The organism is Streptomyces sp. WI03-4A, assembly GCF_033792105.1.
Classification (GTDB): Bacteria; Actinomycetota; Actinomycetes; order Streptomycetales; family Streptomycetaceae; genus Streptomyces; species Streptomyces collinus_A.
In genome coordinates this window covers 20,758-44,682 of sequence record NZ_JARAUO010000050.1, presented here as the reverse complement: position 1 = coordinate 44,682, position 23,925 = coordinate 20,758, and the positions used below count along the sequence as shown (strand labels likewise).

Genomic DNA, 23,925 nt, shown 5'->3' with positions numbered 1-23,925 from the left:
TGGGTTCCCCTCCAGATGCTTAAGTGTTCCTGACATCCTGGCCCAGGCCCGGGAAGCGCACGGCACCGGGGGCCGCACCGTTACAGAACAAACGCGTTTCGGGACCGCCCCGTGACACCTCTAAACTGACCCCCGTGACCGAGAACGCTCAGCAGCAGCCACCCGCGCCCGACACCGAACTGCCGACCCAGTACGCGCCGGCCGATGTAGAGGGGCCGCTGTACGAGCGCTGGGTAGAGCGCGGTTACTTCGAGGCGGACGCGAAGAGCGACAAGCCGCCGTACACGATCGTCATCCCGCCGCCGAACGTCACGGGCAGCCTGCACCTGGGCCACGCCTTCGAGCACACGCTCATCGACGCCCTGACCCGCCGCAAGCGCATGCAGGGGTTCGAGACGCTGTGGCAGCCCGGCATGGACCACGCCGGCATCGCCACGCAGAACGTCGTCGAGCGTGAGCTGGGCAAGGAGGGCAAGTCCCGCCACGACCTGGGCCGCGAGGCGTTCGTCGAGCGCGTCTGGCAGTGGAAGGGCGAGTCCGGCGGCCAGATCAGCGGCCAGATGCGCCGCCTCGGCGACGGCGTCGCCTGGTCCCGCGAGCGCTTCACCATGGACGAGGGCCTCTCCCAGGCCGTCCAGACCATCTTCAAGCGCCTCTACGACGACGAGCTGATCTACCGCGCCGAGCGCATCATCAACTGGTGCCCGCGCTGCCTCACCGCCATCTCGGACATCGAGGTCGAGTACCAGGACGACGACGGCGAGCTGGTCTCCATGACGTACGGCGAGGGGGACGACACCATCGTCGTCGCCACCACCCGTGCCGAGACCATGCTCGGCGACACCGCAGTCGCGGTCCACCCGGACGACGAGCGCTACAAGCACCTCGTCGGCAAGCTCATCAGGCTGCCGCTCACCGACCGCTCCATCCCGGTCGTCGCCGACACCCACGTCGACCCCGAGTTCGGCACCGGCGCCGTCAAGGTGACCCCGGCCCACGACCCGAACGACTTCGAGATCGGCCAGCGGCACGGCCTGCCGTCCCTCACCGTGATGGACGAGCACGCCGTCATCACCGCCCACGGCCCCTTCCAGGGCCTGGACCGCCTGGAGGCCCGCTCCGCCATCGTCGCCGCGCTGCGCGCCGAGGGCCGGATCGTCGCCGAGAAGCGGCCCTACGTCCACTCCGTCGGCCACTGCTCGCGCTGCAAGACCACCATCGAGCCGCGCCTGTCCATGCAGTGGTGGGTCAAGGTCGGCCCGCTGGCCAAGGCCGCCGGCGACGCCGTCCGCGACGGCAAGGTCAAGATCCATCCGCAGGAGATGGAGAAGCGCTACTTCGACTGGGTCGACAACCTCCACGACTGGTGCATCTCGCGGCAGTTGTGGTGGGGCCACCGCATCCCGGTCTGGTACGGCCCGAACGGCGAGGTCGTCTGCGTCGGCCCCGACGAGCAGCCGCCCGGCACCGAGGCGGAGGGCTGGAAGCAGGACACCGACGTCCTCGACACCTGGTTCTCCTCCGGCCTGTGGCCGTTCTCCACCCTCGGCTGGCCCGAGCGGACCGAGAGCCTCGCGAAGTTCTACCCGAACTCCGTCCTGGTCACCGGCTACGACATCCTCTTCTTCTGGGTCGCCCGGATGATGATGTTCGGCCTGTACGCGATGGACGGCACCCCGCCGTTCCACACCATCGCCCTGCACGGCATGGTCCGCGACCAGTTCGGCAAGAAGATGTCGAAGTCCTTCGGCAACGCGGTCAACCCGCTGGACTGGATGGACAAGTACGGCTCCGACGCCCTGCGCTTCACGCTCGCCCGCGGCGCCAACCCGGGCGTCGACGTCCCGATCGGCGAGGACTGGGTCCAGGGCTCGCGCAACTTCGCCAACAAGATCTGGAACGCGACCCGCTTCGCGCTGATGAACGGCGCGACAGTGGAGGGCCCGCTGCCGGAGCCGTCGGCGATGTCGGCGACCGACCGCTGGATCCTCTCCCGCCTCAACACCGTCATCGCCGAAGTCGACGCGTACTACGACGACTTCCAGTTCGCCAAGCTCTCCGACGCCCTCTTCCACTTCGCGTGGGACGAGGTCTTCGACTGGTACGTCGAGTTGTCCAAGACGACGTTCCAGGCGGGCGGCGAGGCGGCCGAGGTCAGCAAGCGGGTCCTCGGCGAGGTCCTCGACGTCACCCTCAGGCTGCTGCACCCGGTGGTCCCGTTCGTCACCGAGACCCTGTGGACCACCCTCACCGGCGGCGAGTCCGTCGTCATCGCCGAGTGGCCGAGTGACAGCGGCTACCGCGACCTGGCGGCCGAGCGGGAGATCGAGTCCCTCCAGTCCGTCATCACCGAGGTCCGCCGCTTCCGCGCCGACCAGGGCCTGCAGCCGGGGCAGCGCGTCCCCGCCCGCCTGACCCTCGACGGCACGGCGCTGGCCCCGCACGAGGCCGCGATCCGCCAGCTCCTGCGCCTGCAGCCGGAGGGCGACGCGTTCACGGCGACCGCCACCCTGCCGGTCGCCGGCGCCGAGGTCGCCCTCGACCTGTCCGGCACGATCGACGTGGCCGCCGAGCGCAAGCGCCTGGCCAAGGACCTGGCCGCCGCCGAGAAGGAGAAGGCCCAGGCCAACGCCAAGCTCGGCAACGAGGCGTTCCTGGCGAAGGCCCCGGAGAACGTGGTCGACAAGATCCGCACCCGCCTCGCCAAGGCGGACGAGGACATCGCCCGCATCACCGCCCAGCTGGACCGGCTCCCGCAGGCGTAGCGACACACGGCCGGCGGAGCGGGCGCGAGCCCGCCCCCGGCGGCGGACGACGGCCCCCGGAGCGCACGGCACCGGGGGCCTTCGTCCGCCTATGTCACCGCGCCTCCGTAGACTGGCCCCGTGAGCGAAAACCCCGGCAACGACCAGCCCGACCCCCTCGACTCCTTTGACGAGATCATCGCCGCGGAGACCGACCGCGACCCCGATCTCGCCGTCATCGAGGCCGGCAGCCGCACCCTGCGCACCCAGGGCGGCCCGCCGGAGGGGGACGTCCCCGCCAGGCCGGCGGACCCCGAGGTCGACAAGGCCCTGCGCGAGGTCGAGACGGAGCTGGCCACCCGCTGGGGCGAGACCAAGCTGGAGCCCTCCGTCAGCCGGATCGCCGCCCTGATGGACGTGCTGGGCGAACCCCAGCGCTCGTACCCGTCCATCCACATCACGGGCACGAACGGCAAGACCTCCACCGCCCGCATGATCGAGGCCCTGCTCGGCGCCTTCGAACTGCGCACCGGCCGGTACACCTCGCCGCACGTGCAGTCGATCACCGAGCGGATCAGCCTGGACGGCGCCCCGATCACCGCCGAGCGGTTCATCGAGACCTACCAGGACATCAAGCCCTACGTCGAGATGGTCGACACCTCGCAGGAGTACCGGCTGTCCTTCTTCGAGGTCCTCACCGGCATGGCCTACGCCGCCTTCGCGGACGCGCCGGTCGACGTGGCCGTCGTGGAGGTCGGCATGGGCGGCTCCTGGGACGCCACCAACGTGATCGACGGCGACGTCGCCGTGGTCACCCCGATCGGCCTCGACCACACCGACCGGCTCGGCAACACGCCGGGCGAGATCGCCGGCGAGAAGGCCGGCATCATCAAGCAGGACGCGACCGTGATCCTGGCGCAGCAGCCGGTCGACGCGGCGCAGGTGCTGCTGAAGAAGGCCGTCGAGGTGGACGCCACGGTGGCCCGCGAGGGGCTGGAGTTCGGCGTCGTGGCCCGGCAGGTCGCGGTCGGCGGGCAGCTGCTCACCCTGCGCGGCCTGGGCGGCGAGTACACCGAGGTGTACCTGCCCCTGCACGGCGCCCACCAGGCGCACAACGCGGCCGTGGCGCTCGCCGCCGTCGAGGCGTTCTTCGGTGTCGGCGCCCAGCGCGCCGAGCCGCTGGACATCGACACCGTGCGCAAGGCCTTCGCCGCGGTCTCCTCGCCGGGCCGGCTCGAGGTCGTCCGCCGCTCTCCCACCGTCGTCCTCGACGCCGCCCACAACCCGGCGGGCGCGGAGGCCACCGCCGAGGCCGTGCGGGAGGCGTTCGACTTCACCCGGCTGATCGGCGTGGTCGGCGCGAGCGCCGACAAGAACGTACGGGGGCTGCTGGAGGCCTTCGAGCCGATCTTCGCCGAGGTCGTCGTCACCCAGAACTCCACCCATCGCGCCATGGACGCGGACGAGCTGGCCGCCATCGCCGTCGAGGTGTTCGGCGAGGAGCGCGTCCAGGTCGAGCCGCGGCTGCCCGAGGCCCTGGAGGCGGCGATCACGCTGGCCGAGGAGGAGGGCGAGTTCGCGGGCGGTGGCGTCCTGGTCACCGGTTCCGTCATCACCGTGGGCGAGGCTCGCCTGCTGCTCGGGAAGGGCTGAGGTCCCGTCGTGCGTACGCTCTGTTCATCGACCCTGATCGGCGAGTTCTTCGTCATCGGCTTCGCCGCCCTGGTGGCCATGAAGGACCCCGGTCTGGCCATGTCGACCGTGTGGCTGGTCAGCGGGATCGCCATGGTCCTGTGCGTGCTGCTGTGCGGCATGGTGACCCGCCCGGGCGGCGTCGCCCTCGGCTGGGCCCTCCAGCTCGCCCTGATCGCCTCCGGCGTCTTCGTGCCGACCATGTACTTCATGGGCGCGGTGTTCGCCGCCCTGTGGTGGGCGTCGGTGCACTTCGGCCGAAAGGTGGACGAGGCGAAGGCCAGGTTCGCGGCCCAGGCGGAAGCACCCTCCACTACACCTGACGCTGTGTGACGGGCGCCCCGACACGCCCTGTAACCTCGTCCCACCGCACACGTCAGTAGCAAGGAGCCCTCCGTGAGCCAGCGCACCCTCGTCCTGCTCAAGCCCGACGCCGTCCGTCGGGGCCTGACCGGCGAGATCATCAGCCGTATCGAGCGCAAGGCGGGCTGGCGGATCACCGCGCTGGAGCTGCGTACCCTGGACCAGGACACCCTGGAGCAGCACTACGGCGAGCACAAGGGCAAGCCCTTCTACGAGCCGCTGGTGGAGTTCATGGCCTCCGGTCCGGTCGTCGCGCTGATCGTCGAGGGCGAGCGGGTCATCGAGGGCCTGCGCGCGCTGGCCGGCCCGACCGACCCGATCGCCGCCGCGCCCGGCTCCATCCGGGGGGACTACGGCGTGATCGTCCGCGAGAACCTGATCCACGCCTCCGACTCCGAGGAGTCCGCCGAGCGCGAGGTGAAGATCTTCTTCCCGGGCCGTGCCTGAGGCGCGCCGGACGGAATTTTCCGAGAATTTTCTGAGTGAGCGTCAGCTCACCCTCGGGTGCCTGACCTGGGACGGCCGTACGTTTTCGGCCGTCCCTCGGCATATGCGTTGCCGATCGGGGGAACGCGTGCCCCCGATGGCCCGTCTCCGAAGGCGAGGCGCCACGCCATCTGCTGACAATGGCGGAGACCCTCGCGCAGTGTTCGCGCAGGCGCGTTTACGATAGAAGCCTTCACGTCACAGCACCCGCCTCGCCGACCTGATATGCCCTCAAAAGCCCAGGAAAGCCAGATGAATCCGGATGGGGAACTCAATGTCGTTCATCGGCCGTGACATGGCTGTCGACCTCGGGACCGCCAACACGCTGGTGTACGTCAGGGGCCGCGGAATCGTTCTCAACGAGCCCTCCGTCGTCGCGATCAACACCAACACGGGCGGCATCCTCGCGGTCGGTGCGGAAGCGAAGAAGATGATCGGCCGGACGCCCGGGAACATCGTCGCCGTGCGCCCGCTGAAGGACGGCGTGATCGCCGACTTCGAGATCACCGAGCGGATGCTGCGCTACTTCATCCTGAAGATCCACAAGCGTCGGTATCTGGCCAGGCCGCGGGTCGTCGTCTGTGTGCCCTCGGGCATCACGGGCGTCGAGCGCCGCGCCGTGATCGAGGCGTCCTCCCAGGCGGGCGCGCGCCAGGTGCACATCATCGAGGAGCCGATGGCCGCGGCCATCGGCTCCGGCCTGCCGGTCCACGAGGCCACCGGCAACATGGTGGTGGACATCGGCGGCGGCACCACCGAGGTCGCGGTCATCTCGCTCGGCGGCATCGTCACCGCCCAGTCCATCCGTGTCGCCGGCGACGAACTGGACAACGCGATCATCCAGTACATCAAGAAGGAGTACAGCCTCCTGCTGGGTGAGCGCACGGCCGAACAGATCAAGATCACCATCGGCTCGGCGTACGACCTCGACTCCGACGAGCACACCGAGGTCCGCGGCCGGGACCTGGTCTCCGGCCTGCCGAAGACCGTCGTCATCTCGGCCGCCGAGGTGCGCAAGGCGATCGAGGAGCCGGTCAACGCCATCGTCGACGCCGTCAAGACGACCCTCGACAAGTGCCCGCCGGAGCTGTCCGGCGACATCATGGACAGGGGAATCGTTCTGACCGGCGGCGGAGCGCTGCTGCGCGGCCTGGACGAGCGACTGCGGCGCGAGACCGGCATGCCGATCCACATCGCCGAGGACCCGCTGGACAGCGTGGCGCTCGGATCCGGCAAGTGCGTCGAGGAGTTCGAGGCGCTCCAGCAGGTCCTGGACGCCCAGCCCCGCAGATGACGTGACACGCCGATTCCGCCGTACGAGACGTTCTCCTCTCGTGCGGCGGATCGTCGCTATCGAGGCATAAGCTCCCCACCCATGGGCCCCTTCGGTCGGCGCTCCCCGAGCGGCGCCTCAAGGGGTCCCCGAATTCCTATCGAGGAAGGGCACGGCCGCCGCACGTGAGGGACACCAAAGAGAGCCGGCTGCTCCTGGTCCTGCTGATCGCCATCGCGTTCGCGCTGATCACGGTGGACATCCGAGGAGGCCGGAACTCACCGGTCGACGGCGCCCGGCACGCTGCGGCCGCGGCGTTCGGCCCCATCGAGAACGGCATGTCCTCGGCGGTCGACCCCGTCGGCAACGCCGTCTCGGCCGTCCGCGACTCCGGCAGCCGCCACGACCGGCTCGCCGGCCTGGAACGCGAGAACGCGGCCCTCAAGGCGAAGCTCGGCAGCGACGACCGCAACCGCAGCCGTCTCAAGCAGCTCGACAAGATGCTGAAGATCGCCGGCGAGGGCCAGTACGGCATCAAGGGCGCCCAGGTCATCGCCATAGGGTCGGCGCAGGGCTTCTCCTGGACCATCACCATCGACGCCGGCGCCAACGACGGCATCCGGCGGGACATGACCGTCCTGAACGGCGACGGCCTCGTCGGCCGGGTCACCACCGTCGGCCCCGGCACCTCCACCGTCCTGCTCGCCAACGACCCCGACTTCACCGTCGGCACCCGTATGGAGAACAGCGACGAACTCGGCTTCGCCTCCGGACAGGGCGACCGCCCGCTGCGCGTGGAACTCCTCAACGGCAAGGCGGAGGTGAAGAAGGGCGACCGCCTCGTCACCTTCGGCTCCCAGGCCGACAAGCCCTTCGTGCCCGGCGTACCCGTAGGCGTGGTCTCCCGCGTCGACCCCTCCGGCGGCGGCCTCACCCGCACGCTGTACGTCACCCCGTACGTCGGCTTCACCAAGCTCGACATCGTCGGCGTGGTCGTGGCGGCCCCCAAGAAGGACCCCCGCGACGAGGTCCTGCCGGCCAAACCCAAGCCGACCCCGACGCCGACGGTGACCGTCACGGTCACCCCCTCGGCGGACGCACCCGCAGACGGCCAGCAGCAGTAGGAGCTGAGTTTTCTTCATGCGTGTCAACCGGATCCTGCTCTCCACCGCCCTGGTCGTCGTCGCCCTGGTCGTCCAGGTGAGCGTCCTCGCCCGGCTGCACCTGCCGGGCGCCGTGCCCGACCTGCTGCTGCTCACCGTCCTCGGCCTCGCCATGGTGTACGGCCACGTGGGCGGCGCCCTCGTCGGCTTCGGCGCCGGACTGCTCGCCGACCTCGCCCCGCCCGCCGACCACGCGGCCGGCCGCTACGCCCTCGTGCTGTGCGTCACCGGCTACTTCGCCGGACTCATCAAGCCCGAGAACGGCCGCCTGAAGTCGGCCACCGGCCCCATGGCCGTCGTGGTCGCCGCCGCCGTCGGCTCCACCCTGCTGTACGCGGGCGTCGGCGCCCTCGTCGGCGACACCGCCGCCCGCCATGTCGGCCTGACCGGGCTGCTGTTCTCGGCCGCCCTGTACGACCTGCTGCTCGCCCCGTTCGTGGTCCCCGGCATCATGTGGCTGGCCCGCCGTGCCGACAACGACCCGCTCACCGAGACCAGCCCCGCCGCCAAGGCCGGCGACATCTCCTCCGGCTGGCTCTCCTCCGGCACCGGCCTGCGCATCGGCAGCCAGCGCGGCGGCCTCGGCGCCCTGAAGGCCAAGGCCCGCACCCGCTCCACCCGGGTCGGCCGCATCAAGGGGGTCAAGCGGCTGTGATCCCGGGCGAGTCCATCCGGACGGCCACCCCGAGGTTCACCCGAACGGGGCGCCATCCGCGGAACGCGGCCTCACAGGACCGTCGTTCATCATTCGTACGCGCACACGCATCCGCGCACTGAGAGGGGGAGACAGCCGCAGTGACCAACATCCCCGAGACCGGACGGACCCCACGGGTCCAGATCCGGCTCGTCGTCATCCAGATCCTCGTGCTCTCCCTCCTGGGCACCCTCGGCGGCCGCCTGTGGTACCTCCAGATCCGCGAGGGCGCCGCCTACCAGAGAGAGGCCTCCGGCAACCACGTCCAGCAGGTCGTCGACCCCGCCGTGCGCGGCGACATCCTCGACGCCCGCGGCGTGCCGCTCGCCGACAACGAGACCCGCCTCGTCGTCTCCGCCTCCCGCACCGACCTGCTCAAGCAGAAGGACGACGGCAAGGCCGTCCTCGCCAAGCTGGCCGGCGTCCTCGGCATGAAGCCCGAGGACGTCACCCAGAAGGTCCGGCTGTGCGACGCCAAGACCCCCCAGCCCTGCTGGAACGGCTCGCCCTACCAGCCGATCCCCATCACCGACGAGGCGACGCCCAAGCAGGCCCTGCAGATCCGTGAGCGCGCCGAGGACTTCCCCGGTATCAGCGCCGAGCCCGAGGCCGTGCGCCGCTACCCGGCCCCCGGCAAGTCCAACACCTCCCAGGTCCTCGGCTACCTCTCCCCGGTCACCGACGAGGAGATCCAGAAGGCCAAGGACACCGACTCGCCCTACCTGCGCTCCGACATGGTCGGCCGCTCCGGCCTGGAGCGCCAGTACGACAAGGTGCTGCGCGGCAAGGCCGGCGTGACCCGCTACGAGGTGGACAACCTCGGCCGCGTCATCGGCAAGGCCAAGGCCGACGCCGCCGAGTCCGGCTCCAACCTCGTCACCAGCATCGACTCCCGGGTGCAGCGCGTCGCCGAGTACGAGCTCGACAACGCCATGAAGAAGGCCCGCCAGCAGTTCGACAAGATCACCGGCGAGAACTACAAGGCCGACTCCGGTGCCGTCGTGGTGATGGAGGCCAAGACCGGCCGCATCGTCGCCATGGCCTCCGCCCCCACCTACGACCCCAACGTGTGGGTGGGCGGCATCTCCGGCAAGGACTACAAGGCCCTCACCGGCAAGAACTCGGACTACCCGCTGCTGAACCGCGCCATACAGGGTCAGGCCGCGCCCGGCTCGACCTTCAAGGTGGTCTCCACGGCCGCCGCGGTCAACGCCGGCTATGTGTGGGACGGCGGCTACCCGTGCACCAGCTCCTACTCGGTGGGCGGACAGGTCTTCAAGAACTTCGAGGGCGAGAACTTCGGCCCCATCTCCCTCGGCCGCGCCCTCGAGGTCTCCTGCGACACCGTCTTCTACGGTCTCGCCGACCGGGAGTGGAAGAAGGACGGCGGCATCAACCCCAAGAAGGGCCAGCCCAAGGACCACTTCTTCAAGACCGCCCACCAGTTCGGCCTCGGCAAGGAGACCGGCGTCGACCTGCCCAACGAGGTCACCGGCCGCGTCCCCGACCGCAAGTGGAAGCTCGACTACTGGAAGGCCAACAAGGACGCCTGGTGCAAGTCCGGGAAGAAGGACGGCTCCTACGTCGAGAAGATCGCGTACGAGAACTGCCTCGAAGGCAACAAGATGCGCGAGGGTGACGAGATCAACTACTCCATCGGCCAGGGCGACACGCTCGTCACCCCGATCCAGGAGGCCGTGATCTACGGCGCCGTCGCCAACGGCGGCACCATGTACCAGCCGACCATCGGCAAAGCGGTCATCAGCGCCGACGGCAAGACGATCACGCCGATCAAGCCGAAGAAGTCCGGCAAGCTGCCGGTCACCCAGGCCACCCTCAAAGGCATGAACGACGCCTTCGCGGGCGTCATCACCCGCGGTACCGCGGCCTGGAAGTTCGGCGGCTGGCCGCAGGACAAGATCGCGCTGCACGCCAAGACCGGTACCGCGGAGGTCTACGGCAAGCAGACCACGTCCTGGCTGGCCACCTACTCCAAGGACTACACGGTGATCATGACGATCGCCCAGGCCGGTACGGGTTCCGGCGCCTCCGGTGAGGCGGTGCGCAACATCTACAGCGCGCTCTACGGCGTCCAGGCCGACGGCTCGGTGGACAACAAGAAGGCCCTGCTCCCCGAGCCGCAGAAGGGCCTGCCGAAGGTCCGCACGGACGGCACCATCGCCGCCCCCAAGATCACCGGCGACCCCGGCAAGGACGCCGAGGCGGCCCAGAAGGACAACCCCACCAACGGGGACGACCAGCAGCCCGCCACCTCGCCCTCGCCCAGCCGCAACAGCAACACCCGCAGAAAGCCTCGCGGGAGGGGACGCCGGAGGATGCCCGCATGACCGGCAACAGCTTCTCCGTCTCCGGCTACGGCCCCGAACGGGCCGGCTGGACCAGGGTCTTCGCCCGCGACTCCCTGGCCCGCCGGCTCGACTGGCCGATGCTCCTCGCCGCGATCGCGCTGTCCCTGCTGGGCTCGCTGCTCGTGTACTCGGCGACCCGCAACCGCACCGAGATCAACCAGGGCGACCCCTACTACTTCCTGCTCCGGCACCTCATGAACACCGGCATCGGGCTCGCCCTGATGATCGGCACGATCTGGCTCGGCCACCGCGCCCTGCGCAACGCCGTGCCGATCCTCTACGGCCTGTCCGTCTTCGGCATCCTCGCCGTGCTCACCCCGCTCGGCTCCACCGTCAACGGCGCGCACTCCTGGATCGTGCTCGGCGGCGGCTTCTCGCTGCAGCCCTCCGAGTTCGTCAAGATCACGATCATCCTGGGCATGGCCATGCTGCTGTCCGCCCGGGTCGACGCCGGCGACAAGAAGTACCCCGACCACCGTACGGTCCTGCAGGCCCTCGGCCTGGCCGCCGTACCCATCCTGATCGTGCTGCTCATGCCCGACCTCGGGTCGGTCATGGTCATGGTCATCATCATCCTGGGCGTCCTGCTCGCCTCCGGCGCCTCCAATCGCTGGGTCTTCGGCCTCATCGGCGCCGGCGCCCTCGGCGCCATCACCGTCTGGCAGCTGCACATCCTGGACGCCTACCAGATCAACCGCTTCGCCGCCTTCGCCAACCCCGACCTGGACCCGGCCGGCGTCGGCTACAACACCAACCAGGCCCGCATCGCCATCGGCTCCGGGGGCCTGACCGGCGCGGGCCTCTTCCACGGCTCCCAGACCACCGGCCAGTTCGTCCCCGAACAGCAGACGGACTTCGTCTACACGGTCGCGGGGGAGGAGCTGGGCTTCCTCGGCGCCGGCCTGATCATCGTGCTCCTCGGCGTGGTCCTGTGGCGCGCCTGCCGCATCGCCCGCGATTCGACCGAGCTGTACGGCACCGTCGTCGCCGCCGGCATCGTCGCCTGGTTCGCCTTCCAGGCCTTCGAGAACATCGGCATGACCCTCGGAATCATGCCGGTCACCGGCCTGCCCCTGCCGTTCGTGTCCTACGGCGGCTCGTCCATGTTCGCCGTCTGGGTGGCCGTGGGACTCCTGCAGTCGATCAAGGTGCAGCGGCCGATGTCCGCCTGAGGCGCTTCACCAGGTGAATGGCGGGCGCCGGCCCGCCATTCACCCGGGACTGCCCCTGCCGTCCACGCCGCTCTGCCACTAGATTCGGTTCATGGCGGATGCGAAACGCGAGATCGAGCGCAAGTACGAATCCGACGACAGTGGTCTGCCCGACCTGAGGGGCGTCGGCGAAGTCGCCGACGTCCTCGACAAGGGCCTGACCGAACTGGACGCCACCTACTACGACACCGCCGACGAACGCCTGGCCGCCGCGGCACTCACCCTGCGCCGCCGCACCGGCGGCAGCGACGCCGGCTGGCACCTGAAGGTCCCGGTCGCCCCGGGCGTCCGCGACGAGATCAGAGCGCCCCTCTCCGACACCGTCCCCGAGGAGATCGCCGCCCTCGTCCGCTCCCGGGTCCGCACCGCCGAACTGATCCCCGTGGTCCGGCTCCGCTCCGCCCGCGACGTACGCCACCTGGTAGACGCCGACGGAGCCCTGCTCGCCGAGGCCAGCGTCGACGCGGTGACCGCCGAGCGGCTCAACCGGGCCGGCGGCACCGCCCAGTGGACCGAGATCGAGGTCGAACTCGCCGACGACGGCGACCCGGCCTTCCTCGACAAGGTCGACAAACGCCTGCGCAAGGCAGGCGTACGGCCGTCGAAGGCGCCGTCCAAACTGGCCCGGGCACTCGAACAGACCGGCGGTACCCCCGCCCACCGCGCCACAACCGCCCGGCCCGTGACCGCCGGCGACCACGTCCTCGCCTACCTGCGCGAACAGCGCGAGACCCTCCTCGAATGCGACCCCGCCGTCCGGCGCGACCTGCCGGACTCCGTCCACCGCATGCGCGTGGCCACCCGCCGGATGCGCAGCACCTTCCGCACCTTCGGCCGCATCCTCGACCCCGCCGCCACCACCCCCCTCGCCACCGAGCTGAAATGGCTCGCCGCCGAGCTCGGCGCCGACCGCGACCAGGAGGTCTTGGCCGACCGCCTGACCACCGCCCTCGACGGCCTCCCGCCCGCCCTCGTCCTCGGACCCGTCCACCACCGCGTCACCACCTGGGCGCGCACCCGGCACGGCAGCACCCGCGGCCACCTGATCGCCATCCTCGACTCCACCCGCTACCTCGCCCTCCTCGACGGCCTGGACGCCCTGCTCGCCGCCCCGCCGCTGCGGGCGAAAGCCGCGTCGAAACCTGAGAAGGCACTCGCGAAGGCCGTACGCAAGGACTTCGCCAAGGTCTCCCGGCTGATCACCGCGGCGCTCGACCTGCCACCGGGCGAGCAGCGCGACCTCGCCCTGCACGACGCCCGCAAGAAGGCCAAGCGCACCCGCTACGCGGCCGAGGCCGCCATCCCGGCCCTCGGCGGCCCCGCCCGCTCCCTGGCCAAGTCCATGAAGTCCCTGACCAGCCTCCTCGGCGACCACCAGGACAGCGTCATGGCCCGCCGCACCCTGCGCGAGCTGTCCGCCGTGGCCAACGCGGCGGGGGAGAGCGCCTTCACCTACGGACTGCTCTACGGCCGGGAGGAAGGCCGCGCGGAGGCGGTGGAGACGGAGCTGCCGGGGCTCTGGCGGGAGATCACGTCCGGGGGGTCCGTCTGAGCGTACGAGACAGGCCGCCGGGCGGGTTAGTCTGAATGGTCACCCCTGTCAGCTCATGAAGGTTCGCGAGATGCCTGTCGAGTCGGTTTTTCCGCAGCTCGAAGCTCTGCTCCCCCACGTGCAGAAGCCGATCCAGTACGTCGGCGGTGAGCTCAACTCCACCGTCAAGGACTGGGACGAGTGCGACGTCCGCTGGGCGCTCATGTACCCGGACGCCTACGAAGTCGGTCTGCCCAACCAGGGCGTCATGATCCTCTACGAGGTACTCAACGAGCGGGAGGGCGTCCTCGCCGAGCGCACGTACAGCGTGTGGCCGGACCTGGAGGCGCTGATGCGCGAGCACCGCGTCCCGCAGTTCACGGTGGACGGCCACCGCCCGGTGAAGGCCTTCGACGTGTTCGGCCTGTCCTTCTCCACGGAGCTGGGCTACACCAACATGCTCACGGCCCTGGACCTGGCGGGCATCCCGCTGGAGTCCAAGGACCGCACCCTCGACGACCCGATCGTCCTCGCCGGCGGCCACGCGGCCTTCAACCCGGAGCCGATCGCCGACTTCATCGACGCCGCGATCATCGGCGACGGCGAGCAGGCCGTGCTCGACATGACGCGGATCATCCGCGAGTGGAAGGCCGAGGGCCGCCCCGGTGGCCGCGAGGAGGTCCTGCTCCGCCTGGCCAAGACCGGCGCGGTGTACATCCCGGCGTTCTACGACGTCGAGTACCTGCCCGACGGCCGGATCGCCCGCGTCGTCCCCAACCGTTCCGGTGTCCCGTGGCGCGTCTCCAAGCACACGGTCATGGACCTGGACGAGTGGCCCTACCCCAAGCAGCCCCTGGTCCCGCTCGCCGAGACGGTCCACGAGCGCATGTCGGTCGAGATCTTCCGCGGCTGCACCCGCGGCTGCCGCTTCTGCCAGGCGGGCATGATCACCCGCCCGGTGCGCGAGCGCTCGATCACCGGCATCGGCGAGATGGTCGACAAGGGCCTGAAGGCCACCGGCTTCGAGGAGGTGGGCCTGCTCTCCCTCTCCTCCGCCGACCACTCGGAGATCGGTGACATCGCCAAGGGCCTGGCGGACCGCTACGAGGACGACAAGATCGGCCTCTCGCTGCCCTCCACCCGCGTCGACGCCTTCAACGTCGATCTGGCCAACGAGCTGACCCGCAACGGCCGCCGATCCGGTCTGACCTTCGCCCCCGAGGGCGGCTCCGAGCGCATGCGCAAGGTCATCAACAAGATGGTCTCGGAAGAGGACCTGATCCGGACTGTCTCGACGGCCTACGGCAACGGCTGGCGCCAGGTGAAGCTGTACTTCATGTGCGGCCTGCCGACCGAGACCGACGACGACGTCCTGCAGATCGCCGACATGGCGACCCACGTCATCCAGAAGGGCCGCGAGGTCTCGGGCTCGAACGACATCCGCTGCACCGTCTCCATCGGCGGCTTCGTCCCCAAGCCCCACACCCCCTTCCAGTGGGCGCCCCAGCTCTCCGCCGAGGAGACGGACGCCCGCCTGGCCAAGCTGCGGGACAAGATCCGCGGTGACAAGAAGTACGGCCGCTCCATCGGCTTCCGCTACCACGACGGCAAGCCCGGCATCGTCGAGGGCCTGCTCTCCCGTGGCGACCGCCGCATCGGCGCGGTCATCCGCGCGGTCTACGACGACGGCGGCCGCTTCGACGGCTGGCGCGAGCACTTCTCCTACGACCGCTGGATGCAGTGCGCCGACAAGGCCCTCGCCGACTTCGGCGTGGACGTCGACTGGTACACGACCCGCGAGCGCACCTACGAGGAGGTCCTCCCGTGGGACCACCTCGACTCGGGCCTGGACAAGGACTGGCTCTGGGAGGACTGGCAGGACGCCCTCGACGAGACCGAGGTCGAGGACTGCCGCTGGACCCCGTGCTTCGACTGCGGGGTGTGTCCGCAGATGGACACCCACATCCAGATCGGCCCGACCGGCAAGAAGCTGCTGCCCCTGACGGTCAAGAACGGCGGCCCGACGCCGGCTGCGAGCGGTCACACGCACTGAGGTGAGTGAGGCACTCGATCGGGTGATGGAGGCGCTTGCGGGGTGAGCGAGGATGAGGTGCCAGCTGCGGCCGGCACTTCGGTCCCTCGCCCGTCGGCGGCGCCATCGTCATCTCGAACGCCGTTGCCGGGTCCTAGAAGGACGCCTTACGTCGTTTCCGAGAAAGTCTCCTGCCATCATGCGCGGAACCACATGGGTCCGCGAGCCCTCTCCGTGGTCAGCAAGAGGGCTCCTCGGCGTTCGGTGACAAGTCAGATCAAATCCCTGTTCCGGATCAGACCTCGGGAGTCTCAGTCCCGGCGGATGAGTTCCGGATCGACGCGGCGGCCTACCAGTGGCAGCGTGCCCAGTGTCGCGACGACGATCACGCCCAGGGCAGCGCACGCCAGTACGGGGATCCCGGCGATGTCCCAGAACACCTCACCGCCCCCGGTGACGAGATAACTGGACTCGGCGAGCTTGCCGCTCACCAGGGCCAGCCCGAGGCCGACGGCGAGCGGCAGCACCACCTGGATGCTCTGCACCGCGCGCAGAGTGCGCGCCCGCGCCCCGATCAGCGTGATCGCTGTGACCTGGGCGCGGCGTTCGACGGCCCGGTCCGAGACGGCGACCAGGAAGGCGGCGACACCGATCACCAGCCCCATGATCATGCCGAGGACCAGCAGGGTCTCGATGACCGCGATCTGCGACAGACTGTCGACGTTGACGCCGACCGGTTCGACGGAGACGGTCGGCGTGACACCGCCGATGCCGTCCAGTACCTTGCGGACCACGTGCGGATCGGAGTCGCTGTCGAGGATGAGCGAGCCCGACTGCGGCCGGGCGTGCGCGGGCAGCGCGGACGGCGGGACAATCACGGACGCGTCGCCGACCGCGGACGGGTCGTACGGGCGCATGACGACCCTCGCGGACGGGATGGTCAAGGTTACCGAGACCGGATGCCGCCCGGACCGCAGCCGGAAGGGGAAAGACGCGCCGGGGTGGATGTCCGGGTCGGTGGCACTGTTGGGGTTGACCAGCCGCATGACCCGGCCGTCCGTGCAGCCTTCGGCCCGCCGCACCAGCCGCGTCAGGTCGGCGCAGGTGGCGACCAGCGCCGTGGCCTGGGGCGGGATGCCGGAGGGCCCGGGCTTGCTCCAGGAGACCATCGTCCGGGCGTGGGCGCGGACACCCGGCACCTCGGTGAGTCGCTTCTGCTGCCGGTCGGAGAGCGCCGAAAGCGGCATGGAGTAGTCCTGGACGGGATTGTTCGGCTTGCTGACCTGCTCGAACTCGATCAGCACGCCCTGCGCGAGGGACGCCGCGTACACCAGCAGGACCAGGCCGGTGACGACCCGCATGGTGCTGCCGGGCTCGACCTCGTTGCGGCGCATGGCCAGGTTCAGCGCCAGGGACCGGGTGGTGCGGGCCACCTTGCGGGCCAGGAGGTAGGACAGCCACGGCAGAGTCAGTACCAGCCCCGAGCCGGTCAGCAGGACCCCGCCCACGACCAGGACCGCGAAGAGGCCGTCGCTCGTGGCTGGGTGGTCGGTGAGGCCGGTCGCGCAGAAGCCTGTGACGATGCCAAGGCCGGTGACCAGCAGGAGGCCGCCCCACTTCGTGGGGGGCTTGGGTACGGCCGTGCGCCGTACCGCCAGGGGATTGGCGGCGGCGGTGCGCGCGCTCGCTCGACCGACGAACCAGGCGAGTGCCGGGCAGCCGAGAAGGCAAACGGCGACGGTGGTCCAGGACAGGGCGCCGTCGGCCGGGTACCAGCGCAACGCCGGTAGGCCGGAGCGGGCCATCACCTGGTTGAGAATCCCGTACTCGCCGAGCCCGAGGAGGGCGCCGAGCAGCGCCGCGGCCACGGTCTCGGCGGCGTTGACGCGCTGCGTGCCCTTGGTGCTAAGGCCCAGCAGGCGCAGCGCGGCCAGGCGGCGGGTGCGGCTGGCGGCGGAGAGCCGGGCGCACACCGACAGGAAGACGGCCAGGGGAAGCAGGACCAGGGTGGCAAGGGCGAAGCGGAGGTTGGTGAGGGTGGACGGCTCGACGACGGGGGTGGGGGCGTAGGAGTAGCCGAAGGACTGCAGCGCCCCGGTGTCCGCGTCGCCGGCGATCTCCTTCCGGGACGTCCCCACATAGGCGTACAGCTCGTCCGGGTCAGCGAGCCCCGCAGGGCCGATGCGGCCCTTCTCCCGACCGGGCAGCAGACCCTTGAGGGCGGGCTCCGCATGCAGCAGTTCGTGCAGGCGCGGAGACAGGTACAGTTCGCCGGGTCCTGGGAGGGCGTCCAGGCCGGGCGGCGGTTGTTGCGTGGCCTTGGTTCCGCGGGCGACGAACACCCGGGTGAACGGCTTGGAGCCGTGCGGATCCCTGCGCTCCAGGACGAGCGCCGAGCCCGTGCGCGCCTTGCCCGCCGACGTCGTCTGCGGTTCCCGGGCCGCGGCCCGGGCGTCGTGCGCGTCCAGGATGGCCGGGATCGTCAGCACGAGGGCGAGGCAGCACACACCGAGGGAACCGCCCGCCGCCATGAGGAAGAAGCGGATGCGGCTGCCGCGCCCGGAGCCGAACAGCAGGCGTAGGCCGAGCATGAACTCCCTCACGCGCCACCCCGCGGGGAGAGAACTCCGTCGGCCATGGTGTAGTGGCTGTCGGCCCGAGCGGCGACGGCCGGATCGTGCGTCACCAGGACCACGGCCGTGCCCTGGGAGCGTGCCAGGCTGAGGAACTCGTGGAGTACGGCGGCGGCGTTGGCGCTGTCCAGCGACCCGGTGGGCTCGTCGGCGAAGACGACCGCCGGACGGTGTACCAGGGCGCGGGCCACCGCGACGCGCTGACTCTGGCCGCCCGACACCTGCGAAGGCCGCCGCTCGCGCAGGTCCGCCAGGCCGAGCCGCTCCAGTACCCGGCCGGCCGCCTCAAGGGCGGACTTCTTGCCCTGCCCGCTCAGGCGCAGCGGCAGCGCGGCGTTCTCCTCGACGGTCAGCTCGGGCAGCAGTTCCCCGTACTGGAAGACGAAGCCGAAACGCTCCCGGCGCAGCGCGCTCACCTCCTCGTCGGTGAGGCCACCGAGTACGCGCCCTTCGAAGCGCACCTGTCCCCGCGTGGGGGGCAGCACACCAGCCAGGCAGTACAACAGTGAGGACTTGCCCGAGCCGCTCTGCCCGGTGATGGCCGCCACCTCGCCGGGCGCGACGTGGAGATGGGCGTCGCGCACGGCCGGCTGGCTGCCGTAGGAGAGGTCTACTCCGACGGCGGAGAGGATGGGTGAGGTAGTGATGGTTTCCCCCAGGAAAGGGCTGGGGGCCCAGGTGTGACACCTGGGCCCGAAGCAAACCGACCTGCCGGCTACGGCCGCTTGTAGTGCTTGGTCACCGAGCAGTTGTCGGGGTGGAGCGAGCCCCTGTCCCGGCAGACGCGTATGTAGGCGTTGACGGTGTAGCGCTCGGCGCCGTCCCAGTTGTAGTAGTCGAGCGGAACCGTCTTCTTCTGCTTGCCGTTGTACCGGCTCCAGTCGTAGCCCTCGACCTTCACCTGCATGTACACGTTGTGCCCATCACCGCTGTCGGTGTCCTGGAGATTGCCCTTCCACTCGAAGGCACCGTGGTGCTGGCCGGCCGGCCAGAAAATCTTGTGTCAAGAGGCGGCAAACGCGGTACCTGCCCCCGTGGCGAACAGGGCTGCCGTAAGAACGCCTGCTGCCAGCTTCCGCATGTTTTCTCCCGTTTTTTGTTCTGTTGTGGCCCCTGGCGGTCAGATCAGGGACGGGGAGATGCTAGTAACGGTGATCGGCAAGGGCAGCGCATATATGCAGGGTTTGGCCGCCTTTGGTGCAGTATTTCCGGTGAGGCTTTGTCTTTCTGTTGCCCGCCGTTGAGCGGAATCTGATGATCCGTAAGTTGTCGTCGGTGGGCGTGGTGGGGAAACGCCGTCCGGCACGGTCGGTCTCCGGGGTGCGCAGGTGTCCTACCTCCACGAAAGCGAGGCCAGCTGGCCGGACGTGGTGGAGCTGGACGGCTTCGTCTATGGCTCCATCGAAGTGGTGGAGGGAGGTGAGAGACGGGAGGCGGTGGAGCGACAGGAATCCGTGGCCCGGTGCCTGGCATGGATACGACGCAGCCCCGCCTACAGTCCCCAGCCCTACGAGCAACTGGCCGCCTGGTACCGGAAGGTCGGCCATCACGATGATGCCCGCCGGGTGCTCCTGGCCCGGCAGCACCACCGGCGCAGTACGCTGCGTCCGGCCGCTCGCGCCTGGGGGCGTCTGCTCGACGGAGCCGTCGGGTACGGCTATCGCCCGTGGCTCGCGGCCGTCTGGCTCGTCGCGCTGACCCTGCTGGGCGCTCTGGTCTTCGGTACTCACTCGCCGACCCTGGTGAATCGAGGCGAAGGCACCCCTTTCCAGCCCCTCGTCTACACGCTGGACCTCTTGATTCCCATCGGCGGCCTCGGCCAGCGCATCGCTTGGTACTGGAGGGACACCGGCGTTCAATGGTTATCGTTCGTGCTGAACGCTGTCGGCTGGTTGCTGACGACGGCTGTCATCGCGGGTGTGACCCGCACCCTGAACAGGAACCGGAGCAGGCCGGGCGGCGGCCGGGGCACCGGCGCGGCACAGATGTCGGCCTGCTGGTGTATGCCCGCAGATGGAACCCACATCCAGAGCGGCCCGACCGGCAAGAAGCTGCTGCCCCTGACGGTCAAGAACGCGGGCCCGATGCCGGCTGCGAGCGGTCACACGCACTGAGGTGAGCGGGGCGCACCGCCCGTGACAGCGTGGCTCCGCGAGCCCCCTTTCCTGACTGGGAAGGGGGCTCGCGGGCGTCGGGGGGCGCGTAGCAACCGGTATTGCTGCCGAGATTCTCGGACCCGAGAGGGGAGTCGCGGACGGAGACCTCCGGGAGGAACATCGGAATCACGGAGGCAAGGTGGTGGTGGCTATGGGGACGCCGTCGAGGCATTTCAGCGAGAGTCCTGAGGATCCGTTCGCATTCGGGCGTGCCGCCGCGGCCGTGCTCGATGATCGGGGCATCGTGGTCGGCTGGGGCTCACGCGCGGAGGAGCTGCTCGGCTATCCGGCCAAGGAAGTGATCGGCCGGATGTGGCAGGACCTCCTGATCGACAGCCGTGACCTGTCAGCCGCGCGGTCCGTTGTCGTGGACGCCGTGAAAGCGGGGGGATGGTTCGGGGTGCTGCCCGTCCGGCACCGTGACGGACGCCGTGTCGACATGGGTTTCCGGGCCCGTGCGGTCACCCGCCAGGGGGGTGATCAGGAGTGGCTCCTGGTCGGTGCTCCTGCCGCCGACGTCATCGCCTGGCAGCGGGACCGTGCGCTGCTGGACGGTCTGTACCGCCGGTCTCCGATCGGTCTGGTCACGTACGGTCCGGACAGGAGAGTGATCAGGGTCAACCGGGCGGTCGAAAAGGCGAGCGGCGTGCCTGCCGAGGCGCCGGTAGGCCACCGCCCCCGCGAATTCATGGTCGACGAGGACGCCGGCCCGGCGGATGAGCGGGTACGGCACGTCCTGGAGACCGGCGAGCCGTTGATCTTCACGGAGCAGTCCGCCCGGACACGCCACGATCCGGGCCGGGAACGGATCCTGTCCGTCTCGGCCTTCCGGATGGAAGATCCCTCGGGGCGGATTCTCGGCGTGGCCGAGACGATCGAGGACGTCACCGAACGTCACCGGGCGCAACGCAGACTCGCTCTGCTGAACGAGGCGAGCGCCCGGATCGGGACCTCGTTGGACGTGGCACAGACCGCTCGGGAACTGGCCGAAGCGGGCGTCCACGGCTTGGCCGACTACTGCTCGGTGGACCTCCTCAGGCCTGTGACGGTGGGTGACGAACCTGTACCGGGTGCGGCAGGCCCTCTGCTCCGGACCGCCCTCTCACCGCCGGACCACCGTGTCCCGTTCCAGGAGGGTGACGTGGTGCCCCTGCTGCCGGAGTCCGGGCAAGCACGGTGCCTGGCCGAGCGACGCCCGGTCGTCGAACGGCTGCTGTCCCTCCGCCCCGAGTGGTACGCCATGGACCGGCGGCGCATCGAACTCGCCCTGGGGCTCGGTGTTCACTCGCTGATCGCGGTGCCCTTGATCGCGCGCGGCCTCGTTCTGGGTGTGGTCAGCCTGTGGCGAGCGCGGGATTCGGAGTCTTTCGAGGATGGCGACGCGGCGGTGGCCCAGGAGCTCTCCTCGCGCGCGGCCGTCTGCATCGACAACGCGCGCCGCTTCACCCAGCAGCAGAACACCGCTCTCACCCTGCAGCGCAGTCTGCTGCCGAGCACGCTCACCGACCTGCCGGCCGTGGAGGTCGCCTGCCGCTACCTCCCGGCAAGCGGTGAACTGGGCCTCGGGGGCGACTGGTTCGACGTGATTCCGCTGTCAGGGGCCCGGGTGGCTCTCGTCGTCGGAGACGTGGTCGGTCACGGGATCCACGCCGCGGCCTCGATGGGCCGGCTGCGTGCCGCGGCGCGCACCCTGGCCAGCCTTGACCTGGAACCGGACGAGGTGGTGGCGCGGCTGGACGACCTGGTCGGTCTGCTGGCCGCTGAGCTGGAGGCGAACGCCGACGGCAACACGTCGGCGATCGAGCAGGTGCTCGGGGCCACCTGCCTCTACGCCGTCTACGATCCGGTCCTCCAGCGCTGTTCCCTGGCTCGGGCGGCCCACCCGGCGCCGGTCATGTCAACCCCGGACGGCGAGGCGACCGTGCTTGATCCGCCTGCGGGTCCCCCGCTGGGTCTGGGCGGACTGCCCTTCGAGACTTACGAGGTGGATCTTCCCGAGGGGAGCCTGCTCACCCTCTACACCGACGGCCTCCTGGAGGCGGGGAACGGCGACGTGGACACCGCACTGGAGACCCTGTGCGCATGTCTTTCCGACCCCACGCAACCTCTGGAACAGGCGTGCCGGACCGCGGTCGAGGCGCTGCTGCCCAAGGGCCACCACCCCACCGACGACGTCGCGCTGCTCATCGCCCGTACCCGTGTGCTACGTCCGGAGAACGTCGCCTCGTGGCAGCTGCCGCTGGAAGCGACCTCCGCCGCCCGTGCCAGGGAGCTGACCACGGCGAAACTCGCCGAATGGGGGCTGCCCGAACTGGCCTTCACCACCGAGCTGGTCGCGAGTGAGCTGGTCACGAACGCCTACCGATACGCGACCGGCCCCGTCACCATGCGTCTCATCCGCACCCACTGCCTGACCTGCGAGGTGTCCGACACCAGCCACACATCTCCTCACCTGCGGCGGGCCCTCAGCACGGACGAGGGCGGACGCGGGCTCTTCCTGGTCGCGCAGCTCGCAGAGCGGTGGGGTGCCCGCTACACCCGCGACGGCAAGACCGTCTGGACGGAGCAGCCTCTGCTGCCCGCATGACGCGCGGCCCCCGGGAGACGTCGGGCGCGAGGTGGTAGGCGTCGAACCAGGGCAGTCGCTCACTCGTCACGCGGCAGTCACGTTTGCGGTGATTTCACCGTTCCACATCCGGAGGAGAGCGTGCAGGACGAGGATCCCGCTGCGCACGGGGGCCGGAACGCGGTGGGTCAGGCCGGAGTCCCGGCGTCGTGCGCGAAGGCCTCGGGCCCCTTTTCCGCCGCCGCGGGGTCCATCCACATGACCTGCCAGCCGTGGCCGTCCAGGTCGAAGAAGCTGCGTGAGTACATGAAGCCGTAGTCCTCGGCGTCGTCCGCCTCGGTGCCGCCCGCCGCGAGCGCGGCGGCGCTGACCGCGTCGACCTCGTCGCGGGACGACACGCTGAAGGAGTACAGGGCCAGCGCCTGCTTGGCGGGATCGGCCATCGGCAGCTTCGAGAACTGCGCGAACTTCTCATGGCTGAGCAGCATCACGAAGGCGTGCTCGCCGACCGGCATGCAGGCGGCGGTCTCGTCGGTGAACGCCGGGTTGAAGCCGAACCCGAGCTCCGCGAAGAACGCCTTGCTGCGCTCGAGGTCAGCCACGGGGATGCTCACGAACAGGTTGCGGCCGGGGTGTGCGGGGGTGGTCATGGTGGGTCTCCAGTCGGTGGCTCGATGGCGTGCGTCCGGGTAGACCGGTCCGGCCGGCGGAACTCATCGGTGCCGCCGGCCCCGGTCCACGCGTCGGCAGACGCCGTCGGCCGGGCAACGCCGCCGGGCTCGCGGACCCCGCGGGGCTTGTCTCGGCGAGGCGCCAGAGCGGTCGCGACGGTGATCACGTTCTCCATGTCGCCGCGGGACTGCTCGGCGTCGTGGCGCACCTCGTACTGGATGATCAGTCCGTCGAGCGCCGCGACGAGGAACCGCACCAGGGCGAAGAGGCGGCCAGCCGCTCGAAGCCGGGGTTCCGGCGGCAGTGGAGTTCCGTCACCGCGCCGATGACGGCGCGGCGG

The 23,925-nt window shown here is 70.0% G+C and carries 17 protein-coding genes and 1 pseudogene; 13 read left to right on the top strand and 5 right to left on the bottom strand.

Annotated elements, in window-relative coordinates; genetic code table 11:
* Nucleotides 1-134: 134 nt before the first annotated feature.
* From PV343_RS35120 to PV343_RS35070, 11 genes are all read left to right on the top strand, one after another.
* Nucleotides 135-2,765, top strand: a complete 2,631-nt coding sequence (locus PV343_RS35120; RefSeq protein WP_319151088.1) for a valine--tRNA ligase — start codon at nt 135-137, stop codon at nt 2,763-2,765.
* A 120-nt stretch (nt 2,766-2,885) separates the two neighbouring features.
* The gene (folC, locus tag PV343_RS35115; RefSeq protein WP_319151087.1) at nt 2,886-4,397 is read left to right on the top strand and encodes a bifunctional tetrahydrofolate synthase/dihydrofolate synthase; all 1,512 of its coding nucleotides are present in this window, start codon (nt 2,886-2,888) and stop codon (nt 4,395-4,397) included.
* 9 nt (nt 4,398-4,406) lie between these two features.
* Nucleotides 4,407-4,769 (top strand): DUF4233 domain-containing protein, encoded by a 363-nt coding sequence (locus tag PV343_RS35110; protein ID WP_319151086.1) that lies wholly within the window; start codon nt 4,407-4,409, stop codon nt 4,767-4,769.
* 63 nt (nt 4,770-4,832) lie between these two features.
* Nucleotides 4,833-5,246, top strand: coding sequence for a nucleoside-diphosphate kinase (gene ndk / locus PV343_RS35105; RefSeq protein ID WP_020940057.1), 414 nt, complete (start codon nt 4,833-4,835; stop codon nt 5,244-5,246).
* 313 nt (nt 5,247-5,559) lie between these two features.
* Nucleotides 5,560-6,579, top strand: a complete 1,020-nt coding sequence (locus tag PV343_RS35100; RefSeq protein ID WP_020940056.1) for a rod shape-determining protein — start codon at nt 5,560-5,562, stop codon at nt 6,577-6,579.
* 164 nt (nt 6,580-6,743) lie between these two features.
* Nucleotides 6,744-7,682 carry a rod shape-determining protein MreC gene (gene mreC, locus PV343_RS35095; RefSeq protein ID WP_319151084.1) on the top strand — a complete coding sequence of 313 codons (939 nt, stop codon included), beginning with the start codon at nt 6,744-6,746 and terminating at the stop codon, nt 7,680-7,682.
* Nucleotides 7,683-7,698: 16 nt separating this feature from the next.
* Nucleotides 7,699-8,376 (top strand): rod shape-determining protein MreD, encoded by a 678-nt coding sequence (gene mreD, locus PV343_RS35090; RefSeq protein ID WP_319151083.1) that lies wholly within the window; start codon nt 7,699-7,701, stop codon nt 8,374-8,376.
* A gap of 140 nt (nt 8,377-8,516) precedes the next feature.
* Complete coding sequence (gene mrdA, locus PV343_RS35085; RefSeq protein ID WP_319151082.1) at nt 8,517-10,763, top strand: penicillin-binding protein 2; 2,247 nt, start codon at nt 8,517-8,519, stop codon at nt 10,761-10,763.
* Nucleotides 10,760-11,956, top strand: coding sequence for a rod shape-determining protein RodA (gene rodA / locus PV343_RS35080; protein ID WP_319151081.1), 1,197 nt, complete (start codon nt 10,760-10,762; stop codon nt 11,954-11,956). The genes mrdA and rodA overlap by 4 nt, the downstream gene beginning before the upstream one ends.
* 91 nt (nt 11,957-12,047) lie before the next feature.
* Nucleotides 12,048-13,547 (top strand): CYTH and CHAD domain-containing protein, encoded by a 1,500-nt coding sequence (locus tag PV343_RS35075; protein WP_319151080.1) that lies wholly within the window; start codon nt 12,048-12,050, stop codon nt 13,545-13,547.
* A gap of 70 nt (nt 13,548-13,617) precedes the next feature.
* Nucleotides 13,618-15,579 carry a TIGR03960 family B12-binding radical SAM protein gene (locus PV343_RS35070; RefSeq protein WP_319151079.1) on the top strand — a complete coding sequence of 654 codons (1,962 nt, stop codon included), beginning with the start codon at nt 13,618-13,620 and terminating at the stop codon, nt 15,577-15,579.
* A 290-nt stretch (nt 15,580-15,869) separates the two neighbouring features.
* Here the strand turns inward: PV343_RS35070 and PV343_RS35065 are convergent, their stop codons facing one another.
* From PV343_RS35065 to PV343_RS35055, 3 genes are all read right to left on the bottom strand, one after another.
* On the bottom strand, nt 15,870-18,149 hold the full coding sequence (locus PV343_RS35065) for an ABC transporter permease (protein WP_319151078.1): 2,280 nt from the start codon (nt 18,147-18,149) through the stop codon (nt 15,870-15,872).
* Between the two features lie 8 nt (nt 18,150-18,157).
* On the bottom strand, nt 18,158-18,775 hold the full coding sequence (locus PV343_RS35060; protein ID WP_319151077.1) for an ABC transporter ATP-binding protein: 618 nt from the start codon (nt 18,773-18,775) through the stop codon (nt 18,158-18,160).
* Nucleotides 18,776-18,906: 131 nt separating this feature from the next.
* Nucleotides 18,907-19,098, bottom strand: a complete 192-nt coding sequence (locus PV343_RS35055; protein ID WP_319151076.1) for a hypothetical protein — start codon at nt 19,096-19,098, stop codon at nt 18,907-18,909.
* 388 nt (nt 19,099-19,486) lie between these two features.
* Between PV343_RS35055 and PV343_RS35050 the strand changes: the two are divergent.
* Nucleotides 19,487-20,134: pseudogene (locus PV343_RS35050) on the top strand (oxidoreductase); the annotation flags it as partial.
* A gap of 364 nt (nt 20,135-20,498) precedes the next feature.
* Nucleotides 20,499-22,934 carry a SpoIIE family protein phosphatase gene (locus PV343_RS35045; protein WP_319151075.1) on the top strand — a complete coding sequence of 812 codons (2,436 nt, stop codon included), beginning with the start codon at nt 20,499-20,501 and terminating at the stop codon, nt 22,932-22,934.
* Between the two features lie 167 nt (nt 22,935-23,101).
* On the opposite strand, the gene PV343_RS35040 is transcribed toward PV343_RS35045, so the two are convergent.
* Together PV343_RS35040 and PV343_RS35035 are read right to left on the bottom strand one after the other, a co-directional pair.
* Entirely contained in the window at nt 23,102-23,563 is a 462-nt protein-coding gene (locus PV343_RS35040; RefSeq protein WP_319151074.1) for a VOC family protein, read from the bottom strand.
* The gene (locus PV343_RS35035; RefSeq protein WP_319151073.1) at nt 23,560-23,841 is read right to left on the bottom strand and encodes a hypothetical protein; all 282 of its coding nucleotides are present in this window, start codon (nt 23,839-23,841) and stop codon (nt 23,560-23,562) included. Before PV343_RS35035 ends, PV343_RS35040 begins: the two co-directional genes overlap by 4 nt.
* Nucleotides 23,842-23,925: the final 84 nt, after the last annotated feature.